We start from the raw sequence: 22,899 nt of genomic DNA, 5'->3' as shown, positions 1-22,899 counted from the left end.
CACGGTGGGCCTTCACCGTACGGGCTGCGCCGAAGGCGTTCGCCCGTAGCTCAAGACGGGAGAGCCGGCCGCAGCGGGGGGCAGTGTGGTCCCCATGGACCATGCCTCCAGGATCTCCCTTCTCCAGAATGAGGCCGCGGCCTTCGAGAAGGCCGTGCGCACCGCCCTCGACCCCGGCGGTCCGGCGCCGCTGGTGCCCTCGTGTCCCGGATGGTCGGTCTCCGACCTCGTCGGACACCTCGGGGGAGTGCACCGCTACCTCATCCGCATCCTGCGGGAACGCCTCACGCAGGCCCCGGACCCGTCCGACCTCTCCCTGTACGGCCTCCCCTCCGACCCGGCGGAACTGGCCGCCTGGCCGCTGCCCGACCGGGCGCCGAGCCTGGGGCCCGCGCCGCAGGGGCTGACGGACTGGTTCGCCGAGGGCGCGCGGGGGCTCGCGGACCTGTTCCGGGAGCTCGGGCCGGACGTGCCGGTCTGGACCTGGGCGCCGGAGCGGACCTCGGGCTTCTGGCTGCGGATGCAGACGATCGAGCTGGCCCTGCACCGCTGGGACGCCCAGTCCGTGGCCGGAGCGCCGGCCCCGCTGGACCCCGCCCTGGCCGCGGACGCCGTCGCGCAGACCTTCGAGGTGATGGCCCCGGCTCGCCGGGGCTGGCGGACGGCCCCGCCGGGCAGCGGCGAGCGGTACCGCTTCCGGCTCGTGGACGGCCCGGGTTCCTGGACGGTCGTCTTCGCCGGGGACGCGGTACGGCTGGAGCCCGACTCCACCGAGCCGGTTGACGTGGAGGCCACCGGTTCGGCCTCGGACCTGGCCCTCTTCCTCTGGGGCCGGCTCCCCGACACGGTCCTGCAGGTCACCGGCGACCCCACCCGGCTCCAGCACTACTTCACACTGGTCCCGCCCGTCTGAGGAGCGGTCCGCCCACCGGCCCCGGCGCGGCCCGGGCGGCTCGGGCGGGGCACCGCCGGGGCGGGGGCCCCGCGGCCGGAAAACCCGTCCGGCCACGTACCATGGCGGCATGTCCTTCCTCCGCCGCAACCGCGCCGCCACACCCGCCGGCCCGGACTTCGACGTCCTGGCCATGGACCCGGGGGACTGGCCGGGCAATCTCGGGGCCGGGCTGCTCCCCGCACCCGACGGCAGCTGCCAGGGCGTCTTCCTCCGCTACGACCTCTTCGGCGGACGCGGCCCCGCAATGATCATCGGCAACCTCCCCGAGGGCTCCCCGGCCCGGGACCTCGCCGAGGGCCAGGTGCCCTTCGAGGTGGCCCAGCTCCTCGACGCCCTGGAGAACGACGAGGACGTCGCGGTCACCGGCGTCGAGGACTGCCCGGTGATGCAGGGCGACAACCTCCTCATCGTCCGGAAGATCAAGCTGTCCGAGGGCCGGATCAGCTGCGTGCAGTTCGACCGCAGCGACAATGTGCTGGTCACCATCGCCAGCTGGGACCGGCCCATCACCGATGACCTGTACGCCCTCCTGAAGCCGCTCCCCGCCGAGCTCTTCCAGCAGGGCTAGCGGGCCCGCAGCCCCCCGCACGGCCTACGCGTCCGCGATGTCGTTCGCCGCCACATGGCCGAACGTCATCGCGGGGCCGATCGTCGACCCCGCCCCCGCATAGCTGTGCCCCATCACCGCCGCGCTCGCGTTGCCCGCGGCCCACAGGCCGCGGATCACCGAGCCGTCGGGCCGCAGCGCCCGCGCCCGCGCGTCCGTGACGATGCCGCCCTTGGTCCCCAGATCACCCGGCACGATTTTGAAGGCGTAGAACGGCGGGGCCCAGATCGGGGCCAGGCACGAGTTCGGCCGGACCCCCGGGTCCGTGTAGTAGTGGTCGTACGCCGTGTCCCCCCGGTGGAAATCGGGGTCGGCGCCCGCCCACGCCTGCGCGTTGAACCGGTTGAGCGTCGCCCGCAGGGCTCCGGCCGGTACGCCGATCTGGCCCGCCAGCGCGTCCCAGGTCCACGCCATTTTCGCCGCGCCCGCCTCGTACCACGCGTCGGGGAAGACGAGGGTGGGCAGGACGTCCTTGAACAGGTACTTGTTGCGGTAGTTCTGATCGACGATCAGCCAGGCGGGGATGTGCGAGCCGGGTACGCCCCGGTCCTTCTCGTACATCACGTGCACCACGTCGCTGTACGGCGCCGCCTCGTTCACGAACCGCGCCCCCGCCGCGTTCACGATCAGCCCGCCCGGCAGGGTCCGTTCGGCGAGGCAGAAGTACGGTTCGCCCGGCAGCGGGATCGACGGGCCCCACCACGCGTCCTCCATCAGGGCCAGGGCCGCCCCCGCCCGCTGCCCCGCCCGGATACCGTCGCCGGTGTTCTCCTTCGCGCCCACCGACCACTGCGTGCCGATGGGCTGCTGCTGGTACTGCGCCCGCATCTGCGCGTTGTGCTCGAAGCCGCCCGAGCCGATGACCACGCCGCGCCGGGCCCGTACGACGCCCCGTACGCCCTCCTTCTCCACCACCACCCCGGTGACCGCCCCGCCCTCCTGGACCAGGTCCACCAGCGGGCTGTTCAACCACAACGGAACGCCCGCCTGGAGCAGCCCGGCCCGCAGGCCGGCCGCCAGCGCCTGGCCCATCGTCAGCGGCTTCTGCCCGCACAGCGCGGCCTTCGTACCGCGCGCCAGGCATTCCGTGGACACGGCGAGCCCCTTGGCGTTCACCGCTGCCAGGTTCAGCCACTTGTAGTCCTGGCTGAAGACCACCATCCCGGCCGGGACGGGCATGTACGCCGGGTTCAGGCGGGCGAGTTCGGCCCCGAGCAGGTTGCCGTCGAACTGGTCGGGCTCGATGGACCGGCCGTTCGCCAGCCCGCCCGGCAGGTTCGGGTAGTAGTCGCTGTACCCGTCCATGTACCGGAAGCGCAGCGGACTGGCGGCCATGACGAAATCCAGCATCCGCGGCCCGTTCGCGAGGAACGCCGCCTGCCGGTCGGCCGGTACGTCCGGGCCGACCACCGCCGCGAGGTACGCCGCCGCCTTCTGCGGGGTGTCGGGCACCCCCGCGTTCAGGATCACCGAGTTGTTCGGCAGCCAGATCCCGGCCCCCGAGCGCGCCGCCGAACCGCCGAAGGTCGGCGCCTTCTCGACCACCAGCACGCTCAACCCCCGCTTGGCGGCGGTGAGCGCCGCGGTCATCCCGGCCGCCCCCGACCCGACCACGACCACGTCGTACTCGCCGAGCGGGGCTGCGCCGGAGGCCCGCGCGGCGGCGGAGGGCAGGACCGTCGCGGCCAGCATCCCGGCCCCCGTACCGGCGAGGACCGTCCGTCGGGAGGGCAGGCCGGCGGCGGGCGGGGCGGCGGACGGCGGGCCGGCGGACGGGTCGGAAGCAGACGGCACGGCGGAAGCAGGGCTCGCGCTCATGGGCGGTCTCCAGCGGAGTGGGAGGAGGGGACGGCGGCTCCGGCGCAACTGATGCCGGGTCAGAAAAGGTGTTAGGGGGATCATGTGATGTCAAGGCATGCGCAGGGGTGACGAGACGGCCCGGAACGCACGAAATCCCGTGGTACGCACAGCAGGTGCGTACACCACGGGATTTCCGTACGGGAGGAGCGGGCAGCGGTCCGCCGGGATCAGCGGGTTCCCACCACCGCCCGTACCGCCCTGCGGGCCATGCCGCAGTCGTCGTGCAGGCGTCGCAGCAGCAGCCGCTGCTCCTCACCGGAGGACAGGGCGCCCGCCGGCAGGGGCTGGGTCGGGGCGGCCGCCAGCATGGAGCGCTGGACCGCCGTCTCGGACATCCGGATCTCCCTGGTCAGCACCAGCATCAGGTTGACCAGGAACGCGTCCCGGGCAGCCGGGCCGGCCGCCTGGGCCAGCCGGCTGATCTGGCTGCGCGCGGCCGGCGCGTCGCCCAGCACCGTCCACAGGGTGGCGAGGTCGTAGCCGGGCAGGTACCACCCCGCGTGCTCCCAGTCGAGCAGCACCGGCCCGGCCGGGGACAGCAGAAGGTTCGACAGCAGCGCGTCGCCGTGGTTGAACTGCCGCTGCACGCCCGCCAGTTTCAGCCCGCGCAGCAGATTCTGCAGATCACCGAGATCCCGGTCGGTGAGCAGCCCCAGTTCGTGGTACCGCGCGATCCGCTGCGGGTAGTTCAGCGGATCCCCGAACAGATCGGTCGGCGGACGCCACTGGTTCACCCGGCACACCGCGCCCAGGGCCGCCCGTACGTCGGCCCGCGGCGGGGCCTCCACGGGGTGCCGCTGCAATGCCGCGACCCGGCCCGCCATCCGCTCGACCACCAGCGTGCAGTTCTCGGGATCGGCGGCGATCAGCCGCGGCACCCGGACCGGCGGGCGGTGTCGGACGAACGCCCGGTACGTCGCTATTTCGTGCCGGTACCGCTCGCGCCACTCCGGCGAGTGGTCCAGTAAAACCTTCGCGACGGCGGTCGTCCGCCCGGTCGTCCCCACGAGGAGGACCGACCGGCCGCTGCGGCGCAGCACCTGCACCGGCGCGAACTCCGGACAGATCCGCTGCACCGAGGCGAGCGCCGTGCGCAGCTGCGCACCCTGCGGCCCCGAGAGGTCGATTCTGCCACTGAGCGGCTGGGGGCCGGTCCCCGGCATCCGCCGCGCCCGTACGGCGCCCTGCACCGGTGCCGCGGGGCGGCCGGGATCGAGGTAGGGGCCGCTGCCCGCCTGGAGCGTGCGGTGCGGCCGGACCGGGGCGGACACGGAGGACGTTGATGCGTACATGGAGTTACGGATCCCTTCGTGCGCCGACGAGTTCGAACGCCGCCCCGCCCGTCCCGTACTTCACCCTGGGGAGTTCCGCCGGTGACCGGGTCGGGGAGGCGCATTCCTACCTGACACCCGGCCGTGGGTGGCGGACCATCTTGCGTGCCCTGGCGAAGCCTGGCGAATAGTCGCTGGGCATCTGACGGCGGGCTACTGTCAAGTCAGCCGAGAACCTGGGGGCTTGACGTGAGCAGAGGACCAAACACCCGCCTGAGCGACCTGTTCGGCCTGGCCGGCTGGTCGAAGGGCGAGCTGGCGAGGATGGTCAACCGGCAGGCGGCCGCCATGGGCCACCACCAGCTGGCCACCGACACCTCGCGGGTGAGGCGCTGGATCGACATGGGGGAGACCCCGCGCGAGCCGGTTCCCACCGTACTGGCAGCCCTGTTCACCGAGCGGCTCGGTCGTGTCGTGACCATCGAGGACCTCGGGTTCGTACGGCAGCGGCGCACCACCAAACGGCAGCCGGACGGGGTGAAGGAGAACCCCGACGGAATGCCCTGGGCGCCCGAACGCACAGCCGCGGTCCTCACCGAATTCACGGGAATGGACCTCATGCTCAACCGTCGCGGTCTGATGGGCGCGGGAGTCGCGCTCACTGCCGGCTCCGCCCTCAGCAAAGCCATGTACGACTGGCTGCACACCGACCCCCGCACCGCACAGGACCCAGGCTTCGGCGAATCCTTCCAGGCCGACCAGGCGAGCTACGACCGCTACGAGGCCGCCCCCATCGGCTCCGAGGAGATCGAGGCCCTGGAGCGGTCCGTCGATGTCTTCCGCGCCTGGGACGCCTCCAGGGGCGGAGGACTGCAGCGCAAGGCCGTGGTCGGCCAGCTCAACGAGGTCGGGGGCATGCTCGCGTACCGCCACCCCGACCACCTGCAGCGGCGGTTGTGGGGGGTGGCGGCCAACCTGGCGGTGCTGGCGGGCTGGATGTCCCACGACGTCGGCCTCGAACCCACCGCGCAGAAGTACTTCGTGATCGCCGCGCACGCGGCGCGGGAGGGCGGGGACCGGCCGCGCGCCGGCGAGGCGCTGTCCCGCGCCGCACGTCAGATGGTCCACCTGGGAAAGCCGAACGAGGCCCTGGACCTGATGAAGCTGGCGCAGTCCGGGTCGGGCGAGCAGACGCTGCCCCGCACCCGGGCCATGCTGCACACCATCGAGGCCTGGGCGCAGGCCGCGATGGGGAAGGGGCAGGCCATGCGCCGCACCCTGGGCGAGGCCGAGGAGCTGTTCGTGTCGGACAAGGGCGATGTGCCGCCGCCCTCATGGATGCAGCACTTCGACGAGGCCGACCTGCACGGCATGCAGGCGCTGGCCTTCCGTACGCTCGCCGACCACGACCCGACCGCCGCCCCGATCGCGCAGCGGCACGCCAGGGAGGCGCTGCGGCTGCGCTCCGGCGGCCACCAGCGCTCGCAGATCTTCGACTACATCTCCATGGCCTCGGCCTGCTTCCTCGCGGACGACCCGGAGCAGGCCGACCGCTACGCCCGCCTCGCGCTGGTGTCGATGAACGAGACCTCCTCGCACCGGACCTGGGACCGGCTGCGCGAGATGTACCGGCTCACCGGCCAGTACGCCGGGTACGGGCGCATCGAGGACCTGCGCACGGAGATCAAGCTGGCCCTGCCCAACAGCCCGGCGCCGCACAGCGTTTAGCGAAGAGGTGAAGGGACGCGGCGGCGCAGGGTCCGGTCGAGGACGGCCGAGCCGGGCGGCGCGGCCTCGTGACGGCGTTCCCGGAGCCGAAGCGGATCTCGTGGCCGAAGCGCATCTCGTGGCGGAAGCGCGTCTCGGCGTCGAGGCCGGTGCGGGAGCGGAGCCGCTCCGGCGGGCGGGGAGCGCCTCACCCGCGGCGGATCAGCCGCCGATCCGGGCCACCAGCACGCAGGCGTCGTCCTCGCGCTCGCTCTCGCCGAACTCCTCGACCACCATCCGTACGCAGTCCTGTGCCGAGCCCGCCGCCGCGAACCGCGGTGCGAGGGCGAGGAGCCGCTCGGTGCCGTCCGCCCGGCTGAACTCGATGCTGCGCGGGGTCAGCCCGTCCGTGTGCAGGACGACCACGTCGCCCGGCTCCAGCTGCTCTTCGGCCTGCTCGTACGCCGCTCCGGAGGTCGCTCCCAGCAGGACGCCCTCGGGCGGCTGCAGGGCACGGCCCGAGCCGGCGCGGAACAGCAGCGGCGCGGGGTGGCCGGCCTGAGCCCAGGACAGGACGCGGCGGGCGGGGTCGTAGCGGCAGCAGACGGCCGAGCCGAGGGCCGGCTGGACCGAGGTTTCGAGGAGTTGGTTGAGCCATCCCATCAGCGGGCCCGGTTCGATCCCGGCCATGGCCATGCCCCGCAGGGCGCCGAGCATCATGGCCATCCCGGAGGTGGCCGTCACGCCGTGGCCGGTCAGGTCGCCGACGGTCAACAGGGAGCGGCCGTCGGGGAGTTCGAGGGCGTCGTACCAGTCGCCGCCGATCAGGGCGCTGGTCGCGGAGGGGAGGTAGTGCGCCGCGACGTCGAGCGAGCCCGCGGTGCGGTGCGGGAACCGGAGGGAGCCGCGCCACGGGGGGAGCACGGCTTCCTGCAGCTCGACCGCGAGCCGGCGCTCGGTCTGGGCGATCTCCCGCCGGCGCTGGAGCGAGTCACGGGTTTCGCGTACGGCGCGCTGGCTGCGGCGCAGCTCGCTGACGTCCCGCAGGACGGCCCACATGGAAGCCGTGCAGCCGTCGGAGTCGAGCACCGGTTCGCCGCGCATGTGCAGGGTCCGGACCCGGCCGTCGGCCCGGACGATGCGGAACTCGCCGTCTATGGGCTTGCCGTCGACCAGACAGGCCGTCACCATCGCGGTCAATAACGGCTGGTCCTCGGAGAAGAGGGTGGAGCCGAGTTCGTCGAGGGGGAGCGGGCCCGCCTCGGGGGACCGGCCGAAGATCTGGAACAGCTCGTCGGACCAGGTGACTTCGTCGGTCAGCAGGTTCCACTCGGCGCTGCCGACGCGGGTTTCGTGGGCCTCGCCGCCGGTCTCGGCGGGCGGTTCCTGCGGGAGCTCGACCTGCTCGGGGGCGGGCGGCAGGCCCTCCTTGAGCTGGCCGAGGTGGGCGCCGAGGTCGTCCAGGTGGTGGACGGCGAGGTCGCACAGTGCGCGCTGCCAGCGGCCCTGGGCGTCGTCGTCGTCGACGACGGTGTCGCGGCGCACGGCGTCCACCTCGCCGCGTAGCCGCCGGGTCTGCGAGATCAGTGCGTCCACCGACCCGGGCTCGGGCGGCTGCGCGGGACGGTCCGCGAACAGGTGGGACGGCATGAGAACTCCGATACAGGCGCGGCACGGCCAAGTCTGAAAGAAGGACCGGTTACGACTGTTGCACAGCCGGCCACGGCCTGTAAGGCGTTTGGCAACATCCGTAACGGCCTTGCTTCAGGCATATGCCAAGGGCCTTCGTGCCCTCCCTCACCTGTGCGAATGTTTCCGGTCAGCCGTCCCGGCCGCTAGACCGTGATCGGCACGGCGTGGATCTCGTTCGCCGGGTGCCCCGTGCGCTCGTGGATCCTCATCACCGCGTCGGCCGAGGGCGCCTCGGACAGGCAGTAGACCGTTCCCGACTCCGGGTCGGCCCAGGCCCGCTCGAAGTGCACCTTCTCCTCGCCTTCTATGGCCAGGTCCGCGTTGTGGGCGGCCAACAGCTGGGCCTCGGTAATGCCCTTCATGCCGTGGTGGACATCCATGTACTTCGTCACCGCCGCACACCTCCTCTTTCACGGTCTTCGCGCGGACAGGTGTCCCTTCCATCGTCCGCCCGCGGCCGGAAATGCGCTGCCTCACGGGAGGATCATCGAGCGCACGGCCGAAATCCGTGCCTCAGCAGGGAGCCGGGGCCCGAACATCCCCTGCGTCGGAGTACCCCCCGAACGGAGGACCCCGTGACGGCGCGGCTGACGCCGCGGGCGCGAGTCCGGCGTCCGAGCGCTTCCCCCCACCCGTCCCGGTCGCTACGCTACGTGCCGGTAACGAGCCGGAGCCTGCCGGGCGGGCGCACGCAGGGCGGGGACACGAGACATGACCGGGCCGAGCCGCCGCACCTTCCTCACCCACCTCGTCGCCGCGCCCACGCTCGCCCTGCTCACCCGGGCCGGGGCCGACCTGCTCGCCCCGCAGAGCGCCCGGGCCGTCGTCCCGAGCCTGCCCGCGCCGGCCGATCTGGTCGATCTGGGCGACCTGTTCATCCTGGCCGGCGCCCCCACCTCCGCCCTGCTCGCGCTCGCCGTGGAGGCGGACGGCACCATCCGCTTCCGGCTGCCGCGCGAGGAGGTCGGCCAGGGCCTCACCACCGCCGTCGCCATGCTCGTCGCCGAGGAGCTCGACGCGCCGCTGGCCGCCGTCCGCGTGGAACTCGACGACGCCCGGCCCGAGCTGCTGTTCAACCAGCTCACCGGCAGCTCCAACTCCATCCGCTCGCTCTACCGGCCCGTCCGCCAGACCGCCGCCACCGCCCGGGCCCGCCTCGTCGCCGCCGCAGCCCGCCGCTGGAACCTGCCCGCCTCCTCCCTCACCACTGCCAACGGCGCCGTACGGGCCCCCGACGGACGCACCGCCGGCTACGGCGGCCTCTCCGCCGCTGCGGCCGACCCCGCCCTCGTCGTGGCCGGCGCGGTGCCCAAGAAGGCGGGGCAGCACACGCTCGTCGGCAGGCCCACCGGCCGGATCGACGCCCGCGCCATGGTCACCGGGGCCCAGCAGTACACCCTCGACCTCGACGTGCCCGGCGCGAAGCCCTGCGTGGTGCGCCGCCCGCCCTCCTTCGGCGCCGCCGTCCAGGGCGTGTCCAACCTCGCCGCCGTCCGGGCCATGCCCGGAGTGCTGCACGTCGTCACCATCCCCACCGGCGTCGCCGTCGTCGCCGAGACCTTCGGCCAGGCCCTCGAAGCCAAGGCCGCGCTCCAGGTCAGCTGGGGCCCCGGCCCCGCCGACCAGCTCTCGGACGCCCAGATCCGCACGAAGCTGCGCGCCGCCACCCCGCCGCTGCTGGTGCCGCCGCTGCTCACCCCGTACGTGGACGCCGAGTTCGACTTCGCCTTCGTCAGCCATGCACCGATGGAGACCAACTCCGCCGTGGCCGACGTACGGGAGGACCGCGCCGAGATCTGGTCCGGGCTCAAGTCCCCGATCGTGGCCCGCGAGACCATAGCCGCCGACCTCGGCCTGCCGCTCGACAAGGTCACCGTCCACGTGGTCCAGGCCGGCGGTTCCTTCGGACGCCGGCTCTTCTTCGACGCAGCCCTGGAGGCGGCGCGCGTCTCCCGGGCCTGCCGCCGCCCCGTCCGGCTGATGTGGACCCGCGTCGACGACACCCGGCACGGCCGGATGCGCCCCGCCACCCACCACAAGATCCGCGCCACCTACGCCCTCGGCGAGGTACTGACCTTCGAGCACCGGGTGGCCGCGGCCGAGACCGACTTCCGGCACGGGCTCGGCGAGATCATCACCGCCACCGCCGCGAGCCTGCCGCCCGGCATCGGCAACGCGACGCTCGCCCAGACCCTCTTCCTCACCACCGTCAAGTCCCCGTACCACTTCGGGCTGACCACCCAGGCACTCACCGAGGTGCCCACCGGCATCCCGACCGGTTCCTGGCGCTCGGTGTACTCGGCCAACACCCGGGGCGCCGAGGAGATCGTCGTCGACGAACTCGCGGCTCGGACCGGCAAGGACCCGTACCGCTTCCGGCGCACCTTCCTGAAGACGGACGCCCAGCGCGCCGTGCTCGACAAGGCGGCGACCGAGGGGGAGTGGGGGCGACCCATGCCCCCGGGCTGCGCCCAGGGCATCGCCTTCCACGAGGAGTACAAGTCCCGTACCGCCTGCCTCGTCGAGATCGACACCCGGGACCCGGACCACGTCCGGGTCACCAAGGCGGTCATCGCCGTCGACGCCGGCCTCCCCGTCAACCCGCGCGGACTGGAGGCCCAGATGATCGGCGGCCTCACCGACGCGATCTCCACCACCCTGAAGGCGGGACTGCACCTGGACAAGGGGCTGCCCCTGGAGGGCAGTTACAGCCAGTTCCACTGGGCCCGGCAGCGCGACACCCCGCGCGAGCTGCGCGTCTTCGTGCTGCCCGCCACCGGTGAGGAACCGGGGGGCGCCGGAGAGCTCGGCGTACCGGCCGCGGTCGGTGCGATCGCCAACGCCTGGGCCCGGGCCACCGGGAACAAGCCGCGCAGCTTCCCGCTCGACTTCGACGTCGACTTCACCCCCTACCCGCGATAGCCCCGGATCCAGGAGTACGCCGTGCCCTCGCACACCTTCACCGTCAACGGGCAGAGCGTCATGGTGGACGCCCCCGACGACCTGCCCCTGCTGTGGGTGCTCCGCGACCTACTCGGGATCCGCGGCCCCAAGTACGGCTGCGGAGTCGACGTGTGCAAGGCCTGCACCAGCCATCTCGACGGTGCGGACGTCCGCCCGTGCGTGGTGCCCGTCTCCGCCTGCGCCGGCCGGAGCGTCACCACGATCGAGGGGCTGGCCGACGGCGACGACCTGCACCCCGTGCAGGAGGCCTGGCTCGAACAGGACGTCTCCCAGTGCGGTTTCTGCCAGCCGGGTCAGATCATGGCGGCCGTCGCCCTGCTCCGGCGGACCCGTACGCCCACGGACGCGGACATCGACGCCATCGCCAACATCTGCCGCTGCGGCACCTACTTCCGCATCCGGGAGGCCATCCGCAGCGCGGCAGCCCGGATGTGACCAGCCCGGCGGGACACGAGCGAGGAGGGGCCCCGGCGACTCCCCCGTCGGTCCCGGGGCCGACCGCTCATCGCCGAACCCCATGCCCGCGACGCCCGGTTCGCGGGATCCGGCCTGCCCGGTGACCTCACGAGACGGGTATCACAGCGCACAGTGAACGGGGGGGTGAATGCGGCGGCGCCACGGACGAAGGGACCCCCACATTCCGTGCTCTCCCGCCGGACCGCACATCGCGGACCGGTCGAAGTCCCGGCCCGAGGACGTCCTCACCGTGCACCGGCTCGCCCGGTCCGGCGGCTCGGCGGCGCTGCTGCACTGGCTCACCGCCCGCCTCGGACACCGCGGCACCCGCCGGTCCCGAACTCGCCGTCCGGCGCGGCCGAGCTGAGCAGCCGCGGCGTGCGGTCGGCCGTCCTGCACGGCGAGGGCCGAGCGGCCCTGCTGTTCACGCTGGACGAGCGGCGCGCCCTGGCCCCCGTACTGGACCAGCCGCACCTCCCACCCGCGTGGAGGCGCTGCTGGAGCGGTCTCTGCTCCGGTCGCCCAGCGCGCACCACGACCTGTGGCTGGCCCAGCGGGCCGAGGAGCTGGCATGACGGCACCCCGACGGCACGGCGCCGGCAGCCCGGCGCGGCGCCGTTCACGCCGGGCGTCGTGGTGACCGGCGTCCCCTACCCGCCGCGACCGCCGCGGCCGAGCTGGCCGGGGGCCGGTCCGCGGCCTGCTGGACCACCGCCGCGTGCGCCAGCGCCAGCTCCACCACCTGCGAAGGATCGGACAGCGAGCGGCCGGTGAGCTGCTCCAGGCGGCGCAGCCGGTTGGAGACGGTGTTGCGGTGGCAGTACAGCCGCTGCGCGGCCTGCGTCGTCGAGCCCCCGCAGCGCAGCCAGGTGCCCAGGGTGTCCAGCAGCACCCGGCCGTCCGCCGCGGGCAGCGCCAGCACCGGTCCCAGCACCACCGTCCGCAGCCGGCCCGCCAGTTCGGCCTGGGAGGCGACCAGCGCCGCGGGCAGCCCTTCGTCCAGCAGGGCCGTGCGCGGACCGCCGGAGACGGGGGCCGTGCGCAGCGCCAGTGCGGCCAGCCAGCGCGCCCGGGCCAGCTCGCCGGGGGACTCGACCACCGGGCTCACCCCGGCCCGGGACCCGAGCGGGGCGAGCACGTCCCGTACGGAGTCCAGCGGATGGTGGCCGAGTTCCACCAGGCCGGTCTCCCCGTCGGCCCGGATCCGCCACAGCACCCGCGGGCCGGGGGCGGCCGGGTCGTGCCCCGTACGGCCACCGGTGCCGCCGCCGGCGCCCAGGACGACCACCGCGTACCGGCCGCGTTCCGCCAGCCCCAGCTGGGCCGCGGCCTCCGAGGCCGCGGGGCCGCCCGCCGCGGCGGCCCCGTCCAGCAGGACGTCCAGGAGGGCGGCGCGTCGCTCCCGGTCACGCTCGCAGCGCGCGGCCTCCGTACGGCGGTAGGCCTCGGCCACCGCGTCCGTCATCTGGTCCAGTACGTCCCACAGCGCGGCCGCGGCGGGCAGCAGCCGGGGCAGCGCCGCCGGGTCGTGCACCGTGACGGCCTCGGTCAGGGTCTGCCACAGCAGCCGCCCGCCGCGCCGGTAGGTGCGGAGCAAGGAGTCCAGCGGAAGGCCCTGTTCGGCGCGCAGCGTGCCGGTGGCCCGGGCGTCGGCGAGCTCCACCGGCAGACCCCGGTAGCTGCGCAGCAGGCCGTCGACGGACTGCCGCAGGTTGTGGTGGATCCGCTCGCGCAGCTCGGCCCGGCCGAGCAGGGCGGCGTACGCGGGGTCCTCGGCCAGCGTCCGGTCGGCCAGCCGGTCCGCCGTGACGGCGATCCGGCGGGACAGGTCCTCGCCCAGCTCCTCGATGATCCGCTCCATGACGGGCAGGGTGGCACGAGTGAGGGGGCGGTGGGGAGGGCCGGGACGGAGCGGGACCCGCCGGTTCGGCTAGCGTGGGGCGGAGCACTGCACTTGCAGTGCTCCCGCGGGACGAAGAAGAACGACCGCCCCATCCACCCCAGGGAACCGCATGCGCCAGAACCCGCAGCGCCGCGCCGCACTGCTCGACGCCGCCATCGAAGTGCTGGCCCGCGAGGGCTCGCGGGGTCTGACCCTGCGGGCCGTGGACGCGGAGGCGGGCGTACCGACGGGGACCGCGTCGAACTACTTCGCCAACCGGGCCCAGCTGCTGGTGCAGATCCTGCACCGCACCCGGGAGCGGCTGACTCCCGACCCGGCCGACCTGGCAGGGCCGCTGGACACCAAGGTGCTGCTGGGACAGCTGGTGGCCCGGATGCGCCGCGAGCGCAGCGTGCACATCGCGATGCTGGAACTGCGGCTGGAGGCCACCCGCCGCCCCGACCTCCAGGCCGAGCTCGCCGGCTTCCAGGCAGAGGAGCTGGAGGCGAACGTCTCCTGGCACCTGGAGGCGGGACTGCCCGGCGACCGGCAGGGCGTGGTGCTGCTGTACCTCGCGATGCTGGGGCTGATCGTGGACGATCTGACCGCGCCGGCGCTGCTGGAGCCGTACCCCGTGGAGGGGCTCATCGAGACGATGGTCGAGCGCCTCCTCCCGGAGCGCCCCACCCCATGACTATCGTTCCGGTGGCACAGGACCGGCACGATACGCGGGAGGGGCCGTGGAGCACGCGGACACCGGGAGCGGGACGAGGACCGGGAGCGGCGACGGCGGTATCCGGTGGCTGGCGGACTGGGACGGTTGGTACGTCGGCCTGACCTTCGCCCGCGGCATCGGCCCCGAGGAACTCGCCGTGCGGCTCGGGGCGGTCCCGGGCGTCCGTCCGGGCCCGCTCGCCGCGGGCGACGCCTGGACCATGGTCACCGAGACGACGGACGGGGACGGCGTGGCCCGGGTCGGCAGCTGGGGCGGCTGGTCCTTCGCGGTCGAACACGGCGTGCCGGCGGGCGCGGAGCGCCTCACGGAGGTGTCCCGCTCCGGCGCCGAGGCCGTCCACCTCGACCCGCAGCCCGACCGTCCGCCCAAGCAGTTCGCGTACGCCCGCGACGGTGAGCTGGTGTGCTGCTTCGGCCTCGGCGAGGAGGGCTGGCGCGGCGGTCACCGGCCCGACTTCCTGCTCCCGGAGCTGGTCCGCGCCGGGATCCTCGCCCCGGACGGCAGCTACGCGGAACCGGAGGCGGAGGAGGAGGAAGACGCCGACCGTGACCGCCGCACCCTCGCCGTCCTGGAACGCCGCTTCGGCCTGTCCCTGCCCCGCCACCTGATCGAGGACACCCCGCTCCCGGCGTTCGTGACCTGCACCTGAGGGGGCGGAGCCGGCGCAGGGGAGTCAGCCGGCGAAGTCCCGGATGACCCGGCGGGCCAGTGCGGCGCGCGCGGGGGCCAGTTCGGCCGCCACCCCCGCCGCACGTGCGTCGTCGTACACGACCTGCGCCGGGTGCGGTCCGCCCGTGGCCGCGCAGTGGCGGCGCAGATGGGTCGGCGGGTGCGTGGTGTCCACGCTGTGCCCGCGCCGCGCCCCCACCCGGCGCAGCCGCTCGTACTCGTGCTCCGGTACGGCCGCCATGTGCGCGGCGAGCCGCTCCCACAGCCCCTGCTCCGCACGGTCGCGGGCCTCGCGCCCGGCCCGGCCGCCTCCCATCTGGGCCGCCACCGACTCGCGCCGCAGCTCCGGGCCGACCGAGCCGCTGATCAGGAGCCGGTCCATCAGGCCGACCGCTGCCTCGGTCGACCCGGCCCGGGCGGCGCTCGCGTCGGCCAGGTACTCGCCCCGCTGCGACTCCCGCAGCGTCAGGTGGTCCAGCAGCACGAGCAGCCCGAACACCGCCCACCTGGGCAGGAAGGTCGCGGCGTTCACGAAGTGGTCCAGCAGGCGGTACGGCCGGACCGGCGCGAGCGCGTAGAACCAGGTGTGCAGCGCCTGCAGCGCTCCGGCCGTCACGAACCCGCGCCGGACGTCCCCGTGGGCGAAGTGCCCCAGCTCATGACCCAGCAGGGCGACCCGCTCCTGCGGCGAGAGGATCTCCCACAGGCCCAGACCCAGGTACATCACCCGCCGCTGCCGCAGGCCGTACGTGGTCACGGCCGCGTTGGCCACCGGCTCCACCACCACCGCCTCCACCCCGGCCGTGCCGACGACGCCCGCCACCTCGTCGATCAGCCCGAACAGCCGCGGCGCGTCGGCCCGGTGCAGCACCGGGGCGTCCTTCGGCAGCCGCCCGGCCCGCGGCCTCAGCACCACCGCCACCAGCAGCAGCACCGCACCGACCGCCGGCTGCACCCCGGTGGTCCAGCCCAGCACGATCAGCAGCAGTCCCGTCACCACGAGCGCCAGGGTCACCCCGTGCACCAGCAGGGCGAGCGCGACGGCCAGTACCGAGGACACGTCCCGCCGGGCGGAGCCGCTCTCGCCCCCGCCGTTCTCCATCTCGGCCGCCAGCTGCTGCCCGTACGCCTGGGAGAGTCGCCGCTGCACGGCCGCGATCCGGCCCGGGGCCGGGTCGGGCGCGCCCGGGTCCACGTTCCAGTCGCATGCCGCGCACCAGCCGACGTACCGCTCGGACACGGTGATGGCCGCCCCGCACTCGGGGCACTGGCGCCCGGTCGCCGGCGTACTGCTGGTGATGTCCATGGATTCCCCCCTCGGCCGCGGAAGAGGAAAGATCCGCAGCCGGGGAAGGATAGAGGGCGGCGGCCGGAGGCCGGGACTCCGTGATCACCATTCGTGATCAAAAGGCGAAGGGTTCCGGCCAAGGTGTCGCGCGGTTCCGTGCATGTTCCCGCGGAAAATGCCAGAAGGCCCTTCCACAGTGTGGAAGTTGAGTAAGTTCCTCCTGTCGCGCCGAACGACCGTGCACCTCGCACGTCTGACCGGGAGGGGAGCCCGCGTGCCCGGGATCGACGAATGTCTGCTCGAAGCCATGGCCCTGCCCGGGGCGCGGGGGGCCTCGCTGGTCGACTGGAGCAGCGGGCTGGCCCTCGGTACCGCCGGGGACTCGCCCGTCGGGGACCACGAGACGACCGCCGCCGAAACCGCGGAGCTGGCCCGGGCCGCCGCCGAATACGAGTCCTTCGCCCCGCAGGCCGCCGACACCGCGGGCGAGCCCCCCGGACAGCCGGTCGAGGACCTCATCCTCACCACCCGCAGCGGCTACCACGTGCTGCGCTTCGTCGAGACCAGCTTCGACAGCAGCGTCTTCCTCCACCTGTGGCTCGACCGCACCGACGGCAACCTCGCCCTCGCCCGGCACAGACTCCGCGTCCTGGCCGAGGGGCTGGTGCTCAGATGACCACGGCCCACCCGGGCGGGCCGGCCTCTGCTGCCGTCTCCCCGCTGCTCACCCGGCTCGCCGCCGAGCGGGCCACCGGCGCCCTGCTCCGTGACCGCGGCACCCTCTTCCTGGAGGACGGGCGCATCGTGCACGCGGAGAGCCCCGCCACACCGGGTCTCGACGTCCTGCTCACCGCGGGTGGCGGCCTGGCCCCCGAGCGGTGGCGCGAGGCGGTCGACCGGGCCGGTGCCCGGCGCCAGGTCGCCCGCTTCCTCGTGGACAGCGGCGGTCTCGCCGGAGGGGAGCTGGAGATCTGCCACCTCGCCGCCATCTTCGACGCCGCCTTCTTCGCGCTGTCCCCGGGCAGCGGCCCCTCGCGCTTCCGCCGCGGCGCCACCCACTGGATCGGCTCGGTCCGCTCCGTCCCGGCCGCCGCCGTCGAACGCGAGACCCGGCGCCGCCGGGAGCTCCTCGACGCCGTCTGGCCCTACCCGCTGCTGGACACCGCCCCCGTGGTGCCCCGGGCCGCCGCCCCGGGCCAGACCGCCACCGCCCGCCAGCGGCTCCTGCTGGCCCAGGCCGACGGCGTACGGACCCCCGCGGACCTCGCATGGGTGCTGGGCCGGCCGGCGTTCCACACGCTGCTCGACGTACGGCGCCTCGCGGCGGCCGGACTGGTCGAGACCCCGCACGCGCCGGCTCTGACGCCGGCTCCCGCACCACCCCTGCCCGACTGGATGACCCAGACCCAATCCCCGGACGTGGCGCTGCTCCGCCGGTTACGTGACGCACTGGAGGCAAGCCTGTGAGGCTCCCGCTGCGACCGGCTCTGCGCTCCGAGCGCGCCGACCGCCCTGAGCGAAGGCAGCCCGAAAGGAGAAAGGCCGACATGAGCACGGCGATGGTGCCCGAGGCCGAAGCCGAGATACTGGCCGAGCTCCGCCGGCTGCGGGCCCGGGTCCCCCAGCTCACCGGCGCCCTCGCCGGCAGCGCCGACGGCCTGGTGCTGGCCCAGGACAGCGCGGCCACCGAGGCCGAGGCCGTCGCTGCCCTCACCGCGGCCGCCCTCGGAGTGGCCCAGCGGCTCAGCGACAGCACCGGCCAGGGCGGGTTCCGCGAGCTGCTGGTCCGCGGCGAACACGGGTACGTCGCCACGTACGCCGCCGGGGACGCGGCCGTCCTCACCCTCATAGCGGAGCCGCGCGTCAACGTCGGCCGCCTCCACCTGGAAGCCCGCCGCTCCAGCCTGCGCATAGCCGAACTCATCGACCACACCCTCGGGCGCCGGGGCCCCACCGCTCCGACGGCCTGAGCCCCTGCCCCGTACCCCGGCGCGGATCCGCACCGGGACTCCCACAAGAGCAACAAGAGCACAAGAGAGAGGAAACCCTCATGGACAACGTGGAGCTCGCGCTCAAGGAAGCCACCACGATCGACGGCGCGATCGGCGCCGCCCTGGTGGACTACGGAAGCGGAATGGCCCTCGGCACCGTCGGCGGCGGTAAGGACCTCGATCTCGCGGTGGCGGCCGCGGGCAACACCGATGTGGTGCGCGCCAAGGTCCGCACGATGGAGATGCTGGGCCTGAAGGACGACATCGAGGACATCCTGATTACCCTCGGCGGCCAGTACCACCTGATCCGGCTGCTGAAGGGACGCGAGAGCAAGGGCTTCTTCCTCTACCTCGCGCTCGACCGCAACCGGGCCAACCTGGCGATGGCCCGGCACCAGCTCAAGAAGATCGAAGCCGCGCTCGAAGTCTGAGCCCGCATTCGAGCGGTTACCGGCGCCGAGGTGGCGGGCGGCTGAATTCTTTGCCGTCCGCCCCGGTCCGGAGGGGGCATATGTCCAGGATGGGGCGACTTTATCAGCCCGTTACCGAGTAGGATGCTGTCATCAACTGATCATCGAAAAAGCTTAAAACGCTGGAGAACCCGCCACCCATGCCCCCGCGCCTGAGCATCGTCGTCCCCGTCTACAACGTCGAGCTCTATCTCGACGAGTGCCTGGAGTCCATAGCCGCCCAGACGTTCGCCGACTTCGAGTGCATCCTCGTCGACGACGGCTCCACGGACACCAGCGCCGTCATCGCCAAAGCCTTCGCGGCGCGGGACAAGCGCTTCCGGGTCGTCATGCAGGAGAACGCCGGTCTCGGCGCCGCCCGCAACGTCGGCGCCCGGCACGCCTCCAAGGACAGCGAGTACCTGGCGTTCGTCGACAGTGACGACACCATGCCGCCCTACGCCTACGAGCGTCTGATCGCCGCCCTCGACGAGACCGGCTCGGACTTCGCCGGCGGCAACGTGAAGCGCTTCCGCTCCGTCGGCATGCAGCAGTCCTGGGGCCACCGGGCCGCCTTCGCCCGGACCCAGCTGAAGACCCACATCTCCAAGTTCCCGGCGCTGGTCACCGACCGCACCGCGTGGAACAAGGTCTACCGGCGCAGCTTCTGGGACGAGCACGGCTTCCAGTACCCGGAGGGCATCCTCTACGAGGACGCCCCCGTCAGCATCCCCGCGCACTACTTCGCCTCCAGCGTCGACATCCTCAGCGACTGCGTCTACCACTGGCGCGTCCGCGAGACCGGTGAGCGCTCCATCACCCAGCGCTCCACCGACCCGGTCTCCCTCATCGACCGCGTGACCTCCGTCCGGCTGGTCCGCGAGGCCCTCAAGGCCAAGCAGGGCGCCAAGTACGTCCGGTACCTGCGCGACTACGACTACAACGTGCTGAGCGAGGAGCTCCCGCTCATATACAAGTACGTCGGGGAGGGCGGCGCCGACTTCCGCGCCGCGTTCGTCAAGGAGGTCGGCGGGCTCATCCGGGAGATCGGCACCGGACCCTGGAACGACCTGACCGTCGCCGACCGCCTCAAGGCCTTCCTGGCCCGCGAAGGCCGCGTCGAGGACTTCATCGCCCTCCAGCACCACCAGCGCGACTACGCCTACAGCGTGCCCGTCAAGGGACTGGCCCGCCCGCAGGCCGACTACCCCTTCCTGCACGGCCGCCCGCCGGTCCCCGCCAAGATCCTCACCCTCGGCCCGCGCGAGCGCCGCGTCGTCAGCCGCCTGGAGCAGGCCGTCTGGAGCGACGGCAAGCTGCTGCTGCGCGGCTACGCCCTGCCCGGCCACCTCGGCGCGGAGAGCCGCCTGGGCTCGCGCAAGATGCTCGTCTTCCGCGAAGGCGGCAAGCGACGCCGCACCGTCGTGAGCACCCGTACGGTCGCCTCCCCGATGGCCACCGTGAACTCCCCGCACCTGGCCGTGCGCCACGCCGACTGGGCCGGCTTCACCGCCGTCGTCGACCCCGCCGTCTTCCAGTCGGGCGGCAAGTGGAACGACGGCACGTGGACCACCTCCGTCGCCGTCACCGGTGCGGGCGGCCTGCACCGCGCCCGCCTCAAGGGCGGCGAGTCCGACACCGGGCAGAACCCGCCCGCCCACTGGGTCGCCCCCGACGTCCGCATCATCCCGAACGCCAGCGGCGCCCTGACCATCCAGGTCGAGGTCGTCCGCGCCCGCGCCCTGGACGTCCGCCCGGCCGGGGACGACGCCGTCGAGCTGGTCGGCGAGCTCGCCGCCGGGATCGCCGCCGGTGCGAGCCTGCGCGCGGAGCACGTCTCCACCGGCACCGTCCTGACCTTCCCGCTGGAGACCGGCGCGCCCGTCGCCGGCCGCACCCCCTTCACCGCGCGGGTCACGCTGGCCGACCTGGCCGCCGTACCGGACGCCGAGTGCGAGCCCGGCGGATGGGCGCCCGAGCCGTGGAGCCTGTCCGTCACCGCCGCCGACGGCACCGACCACCGGCTGGCGCACGACGAGCGCGGCGGCTTCGCCGGCCTGGTCGTGCCGCTGCCCGGCGGGACCGCCGGCCGCGCCCTGTTCGCCAAGCGCGGCAACACCGGACACCTGACGCTTTCGGTGCAGCCGTCGCCGCCGCTGATCGACACCGTCGCCACCCAGGACGGCCGGGTCACCCTGACCGGCCGGTTCGTCGCCCCCACCGACGAGCCGTACGAGCTGGTCCTGCACGACGCCCACGGCACCGAGTTCAGCTACCCCGTCACCCGCGACGGCGACCGCTTCGAGGCCTCCTTCGAGCCCGTGCTCCCCGAGGCGTACGCCGGCCGCACCACGCTGCCCAAGGGCCGCTGGTGGCCCACCCTGCGGCCGGTCGCCCAGGGCGGCACCACCGCCGGCCTGCTCGGGGTCGACCGCGGCGCCCCCGTCCAGTTCGCGCCCACCGCACTGCACAAGGGGCCGCACGCCTTCACCACGGAGGGCCGCCGGATGCGCGTCGAGGCGCGCTTCTACGACCGGATGGTGCTGGTCGCCGACCCGCTGCTCAGCCCGCACGACCGCTCCCGCTACACCCAGCGCCGCACCCGCTTCGAGACCTACCCGAAGCAGCGCACCCTGCCGGTCAAGGACATGGTGGTCTACGACACCTTCCAGGGGAACGGCGCCGGCGACTCGCCCCGGGCCATCCACGAGGAGCTGGTGCGCCGCGGCGAGAAGCTGGACCACGTCTGGCTGGTGCGCGACGGCCGCGCCGAGGTGCCCCCGACCGCCCGCGCCGTGCAGCACGACAGCGTGGAGGCCTGGGACGCCCTCGCCCGCGCCCGCTACTACGTCGTGAACGACAGCGTGCCGCTGCACTTCCAGCGCCGCGCCGGCCAGGTCGTCGTACAGACCTGGCACGGCACGCCGATCAAGGAGATCGGCCACGACTTCATCCACGACTACTACACGAGCCCCGAGGTCCTGGAGGCGCTGGAGCACGACAGCGCCCAGTGGTCGCTGCTCGCCTCCCCGAGCTCGTACGCCACCCCCCTCCTCAAGCGCGCCCTCGGCTACCAGGGCGAGGTCATCGAGGCCGGCAGTCCGCGCGCGGACGCGCTCGTACGGCCCGACGCCGAGCGGATCGCTGAGGTCAGGCGGCGGCTCGGCCTGCCCGAGGGCAAGAAGGTCGTCCTCTACATGCCGACCTGGCGGGAGAACCGCGAGTCCTGGACGGGCGGCTACAAGCTCGACCTCCAGATCGACCTCGACGCCGCGCGGCGCGAGCTCGGCGAGGACCACGTCCTGCTCGTCCGCGGCCACCACCACGTGACCGAGCAGGTCCGCGACTCCGTCCGCGACGGATTCGTGGTCGACGTCTCGCGCTGGCCCGACGCCGCGGACCTGCTGCTCGTCGCCGACGTCCTGATCTCGGACTACTCGTCCGCGATCTTCGACTTCGCGCTCACCGACCGGCCGATCCTGCTCTTCACCTACGACCTGGAGCACTACCGGACCACGCTGCGCGGCTTCAACTTCGACCTGGAGGAGAAGGCCCCCGGTCCGCTGCTGGCGGACTCGGCGAGCCTGATCGAGGCCGTCCGCAACGCGGATGCCGTCGGAGCGGAGTACAAGGAGGCCCGGGCCGCCTTCCGCGCCGAGTTCTGCGACCTCGACGACGGCCGCGCCAGCGAGCGGGTCGTCGACCGGATGCTGGAGCTGGGTGCCGGGCCCGCGGTGTAGGCCGTAGGAGTGCATTCAGGCGGACATGCGGACCGGCCCCGGGCCCACCGATGAATTTCGGGCCCGGGGCCGGTCTGTATGGGTGCGGGAACGGTGCCCCACCTTCCCGCCCGCCCAGCACCCGCCCGGAGGCAGTCATGACCAGCAACGGTTTCACCACGTGCCTGTGGTTCGACGGCAACGCGGAAGCCGCCGCCGACTACTACCTGTCGGTGTTCAAGGACGGCAAGCCCGGCCGGACCGCCCGCTACCCCGAGAACGGCCCGGGCCAGGCCGGTTCGGTGATGGTCGTCGAGTTCGAGATCAACGGCCAGAAGTTCGTCGGCCTCAACGGCGGCCCCCAGTTCACCTTCAGCGAGGCGATCTCCTTCCAGATCCACTGCGAGGACGAGGCCGAGGCCGACTACTACTACGACGCACTGACCCGGGACGGCGGCGAGGAGTCCGCCTGCGGCTGGGTCAAGGACAAGTTCGGGCTGAGCTGGCAGGTCATCCCGCCGGGAGCCATCGAGCTGATCAGCGACCCCGACCCGGAGCGCGCGGCCCGGGCCTTCCGGGCCATGATGCAGATGAAGAAGCTGGACGTCGCGGAGCTCCGCCGCGCGGCGGACGCCGCCTGACGCCAGGCCCGT

General features: G+C 73.4%; 19 protein-coding genes. 13 read left to right on the top strand and 6 right to left on the bottom strand.

Annotated elements, in window-relative coordinates:
- Positions 1-94 precede the first annotated feature (94 nt).
- Positions 95-913, top strand: a complete 819-nt coding sequence (locus AC0666_RS20580) for a maleylpyruvate isomerase family mycothiol-dependent enzyme (RefSeq protein ID WP_478708082.1) — start codon at positions 95-97, stop codon at positions 911-913.
- Between the two features lie 109 nt (positions 914-1,022).
- A complete protein-coding gene (locus AC0666_RS20575) occupies positions 1,023-1,523 on the top strand; it encodes a hypothetical protein (protein ID WP_478708081.1) in 501 nt (166 codons plus the stop codon).
- Between the two features lie 24 nt (positions 1,524-1,547).
- Here the strand turns inward: AC0666_RS20575 and kstD are convergent, their stop codons facing one another.
- Both kstD and AC0666_RS20565 read right to left on the bottom strand, forming a co-directional pair.
- Positions 1,548-3,254, bottom strand: coding sequence for a 3-oxosteroid 1-dehydrogenase (gene kstD, locus AC0666_RS20570; protein WP_478708103.1), 1,707 nt, complete (start codon positions 3,252-3,254; stop codon positions 1,548-1,550).
- 335 nt (positions 3,255-3,589) lie between these two features.
- Complete coding sequence (locus AC0666_RS20565; RefSeq protein WP_468964637.1) at positions 3,590-4,714, bottom strand: aminoglycoside phosphotransferase family protein; 1,125 nt, start codon at positions 4,712-4,714, stop codon at positions 3,590-3,592.
- A 228-nt stretch (positions 4,715-4,942) separates the two neighbouring features.
- Between AC0666_RS20565 and AC0666_RS20560 the strand changes: the two genes are divergently transcribed.
- Positions 4,943-6,421 (top strand): DNA-binding protein NsdB, encoded by a 1,479-nt coding sequence (locus tag AC0666_RS20560; RefSeq protein WP_478708080.1) that lies wholly within the window; start codon positions 4,943-4,945, stop codon positions 6,419-6,421.
- Between the two features lie 201 nt (positions 6,422-6,622).
- Here AC0666_RS20560 and AC0666_RS20555 read toward each other — a convergent pair whose 3' ends face one another.
- Positions 6,623-8,050 (bottom strand): PP2C family protein-serine/threonine phosphatase, encoded by a 1,428-nt coding sequence (locus AC0666_RS20555; RefSeq protein ID WP_468579822.1) that lies wholly within the window; start codon positions 8,048-8,050, stop codon positions 6,623-6,625.
- A 185-nt stretch (positions 8,051-8,235) separates the two neighbouring features.
- A complete protein-coding gene (locus tag AC0666_RS20550) occupies positions 8,236-8,484 on the bottom strand; it encodes an SCO4226 family nickel-binding protein (protein WP_468579824.1) in 249 nt (82 codons plus the stop codon).
- Between the two features lie 319 nt (positions 8,485-8,803).
- Here AC0666_RS20550 and AC0666_RS20545 point away from each other — a divergent pair, with 319 nt between their 5' ends.
- Positions 8,804-11,014, top strand: coding sequence for a xanthine dehydrogenase family protein molybdopterin-binding subunit (locus tag AC0666_RS20545; RefSeq protein ID WP_478708079.1), 2,211 nt, complete (start codon positions 8,804-8,806; stop codon positions 11,012-11,014).
- A gap of 21 nt (positions 11,015-11,035) precedes the next feature.
- A complete protein-coding gene (locus AC0666_RS20540) occupies positions 11,036-11,491 on the top strand; it encodes a (2Fe-2S)-binding protein (RefSeq protein ID WP_468964646.1) in 456 nt (151 codons plus the stop codon).
- 640 nt (positions 11,492-12,131) lie between these two features.
- Here the strand turns inward: AC0666_RS20540 and AC0666_RS20535 are convergent.
- Positions 12,132-13,373 carry a helix-turn-helix domain-containing protein gene (locus tag AC0666_RS20535; protein ID WP_468964648.1) on the bottom strand — a complete coding sequence of 414 codons (1,242 nt, stop codon included), beginning with the start codon at positions 13,371-13,373 and terminating at the stop codon, positions 12,132-12,134.
- Positions 13,374-13,524: 151 nt separating this feature from the next.
- Here AC0666_RS20535 and AC0666_RS20530 point away from each other — a divergent pair, with 151 nt between their 5' ends.
- Together AC0666_RS20530 and AC0666_RS20525 are read left to right on the top strand one after the other, a co-directional pair.
- Positions 13,525-14,088 carry a TetR/AcrR family transcriptional regulator gene (locus tag AC0666_RS20530; RefSeq protein ID WP_468964650.1) on the top strand — a complete coding sequence of 188 codons (564 nt, stop codon included), beginning with the start codon at positions 13,525-13,527 and terminating at the stop codon, positions 14,086-14,088.
- Positions 14,089-14,134: 46 nt separating this feature from the next.
- Complete coding sequence (locus AC0666_RS20525; RefSeq protein WP_478708078.1) at positions 14,135-14,779, top strand: DUF6461 domain-containing protein; 645 nt, start codon at positions 14,135-14,137, stop codon at positions 14,777-14,779.
- 24 nt (positions 14,780-14,803) lie between these two features.
- Here the strand turns inward: AC0666_RS20525 and AC0666_RS20520 are convergent, their stop codons facing one another.
- The gene (locus AC0666_RS20520) at positions 14,804-16,105 is read right to left on the bottom strand and encodes a M48 family metallopeptidase (RefSeq protein WP_468964652.1); all 1,302 of its coding nucleotides are present in this window, start codon (positions 16,103-16,105) and stop codon (positions 14,804-14,806) included.
- A gap of 256 nt (positions 16,106-16,361) precedes the next feature.
- Here AC0666_RS20520 and AC0666_RS20515 point away from each other — a divergent pair, with 256 nt between their 5' ends.
- The 6 genes from AC0666_RS20515 to AC0666_RS20490 all read left to right on the top strand — a co-directional run bounded on the left by AC0666_RS20515 (position 16,362) and on the right by AC0666_RS20490 (position 22,887).
- A complete protein-coding gene (locus tag AC0666_RS20515; protein WP_468579831.1) occupies positions 16,362-16,763 on the top strand; it encodes a hypothetical protein in 402 nt (133 codons plus the stop codon).
- Positions 16,760-17,554: a transcriptional regulator gene (locus AC0666_RS20510; protein WP_468579832.1), complete on the top strand. Its 795-nt coding sequence runs from the start codon at positions 16,760-16,762 to the stop codon at positions 17,552-17,554. Before AC0666_RS20515 ends, AC0666_RS20510 begins: the two co-directional genes overlap by 4 nt.
- An 80-nt stretch (positions 17,555-17,634) precedes the next feature.
- A complete protein-coding gene (locus AC0666_RS20505) occupies positions 17,635-18,057 on the top strand; it encodes a roadblock/LC7 domain-containing protein (protein ID WP_468964656.1) in 423 nt (140 codons plus the stop codon).
- An 80-nt stretch (positions 18,058-18,137) separates the two neighbouring features.
- The gene (locus AC0666_RS20500; RefSeq protein ID WP_468964658.1) at positions 18,138-18,509 is read left to right on the top strand and encodes a hypothetical protein; all 372 of its coding nucleotides are present in this window, start codon (positions 18,138-18,140) and stop codon (positions 18,507-18,509) included.
- Between the two features lie 179 nt (positions 18,510-18,688).
- On the top strand, positions 18,689-22,267 hold the full coding sequence (locus AC0666_RS20495; RefSeq protein WP_468964660.1) for a bifunctional glycosyltransferase/CDP-glycerol:glycerophosphate glycerophosphotransferase: 3,579 nt from the start codon (positions 18,689-18,691) through the stop codon (positions 22,265-22,267).
- A 137-nt stretch (positions 22,268-22,404) separates the two neighbouring features.
- Complete coding sequence (locus tag AC0666_RS20490; protein ID WP_361719410.1) at positions 22,405-22,887, top strand: VOC family protein; 483 nt, start codon at positions 22,405-22,407, stop codon at positions 22,885-22,887.
- Positions 22,888-22,899 lie beyond the last annotated feature (12 nt).

The organism is Streptomyces sp. NPDC043680, assembly GCF_056436685.1.
This window is presented reverse-complemented; position numbering and strand designations above follow the sequence as displayed.

What these genes read in the sequence shown, in the direction of transcription:
- AC0666_RS20505 (WP_468964656.1), top strand. Translation starts at nt 17,635, where the DNA reads ATGAGCACGGCGATGGTGCCCGAGGCCGAAGCCGAGATACTGGCCGAG.
- AC0666_RS20565 (WP_468964637.1), bottom strand. Translation starts at nt 4,714, where the DNA reads ATGTACGCATCAACGTCCTCCGTGTCCGCCCCGGTCCGGCCGCACCGC.
- AC0666_RS20495 (WP_468964660.1), top strand. Translation starts at nt 18,689, where the DNA reads ATGCCCCCGCGCCTGAGCATCGTCGTCCCCGTCTACAACGTCGAGCTC.
- AC0666_RS20530 (WP_468964650.1), top strand. Translation starts at nt 13,525, where the DNA reads ATGCGCCAGAACCCGCAGCGCCGCGCCGCACTGCTCGACGCCGCCATC.
- AC0666_RS20510 (WP_468579832.1), top strand. Translation starts at nt 16,760, where the DNA reads ATGACCACGGCCCACCCGGGCGGGCCGGCCTCTGCTGCCGTCTCCCCG.
- AC0666_RS20575 (WP_478708081.1), top strand. Translation starts at nt 1,023, where the DNA reads ATGTCCTTCCTCCGCCGCAACCGCGCCGCCACACCCGCCGGCCCGGAC.
- AC0666_RS20580 (WP_478708082.1), top strand. Translation starts at nt 95, where the DNA reads ATGGACCATGCCTCCAGGATCTCCCTTCTCCAGAATGAGGCCGCGGCC.
- AC0666_RS20490 (WP_361719410.1), top strand. Translation starts at nt 22,405, where the DNA reads ATGACCAGCAACGGTTTCACCACGTGCCTGTGGTTCGACGGCAACGCG.
- AC0666_RS20535 (WP_468964648.1), bottom strand. Translation starts at nt 13,373, where the DNA reads ATGGAGCGGATCATCGAGGAGCTGGGCGAGGACCTGTCCCGCCGGATC.
- kstD (WP_478708103.1), bottom strand. Translation starts at nt 3,254, where the DNA reads ATGCTGGCCGCGACGGTCCTGCCCTCCGCCGCCGCGCGGGCCTCCGGC.
- AC0666_RS20520 (WP_468964652.1), bottom strand. Translation starts at nt 16,105, where the DNA reads ATGGACATCACCAGCAGTACGCCGGCGACCGGGCGCCAGTGCCCCGAG.
- AC0666_RS20555 (WP_468579822.1), bottom strand. Translation starts at nt 8,050, where the DNA reads ATGCCGTCCCACCTGTTCGCGGACCGTCCCGCGCAGCCGCCCGAGCCC.
- AC0666_RS20500 (WP_468964658.1), top strand. Translation starts at nt 18,138, where the DNA reads ATGGACAACGTGGAGCTCGCGCTCAAGGAAGCCACCACGATCGACGGC.
- AC0666_RS20545 (WP_478708079.1), top strand. Translation starts at nt 8,804, where the DNA reads ATGACCGGGCCGAGCCGCCGCACCTTCCTCACCCACCTCGTCGCCGCG.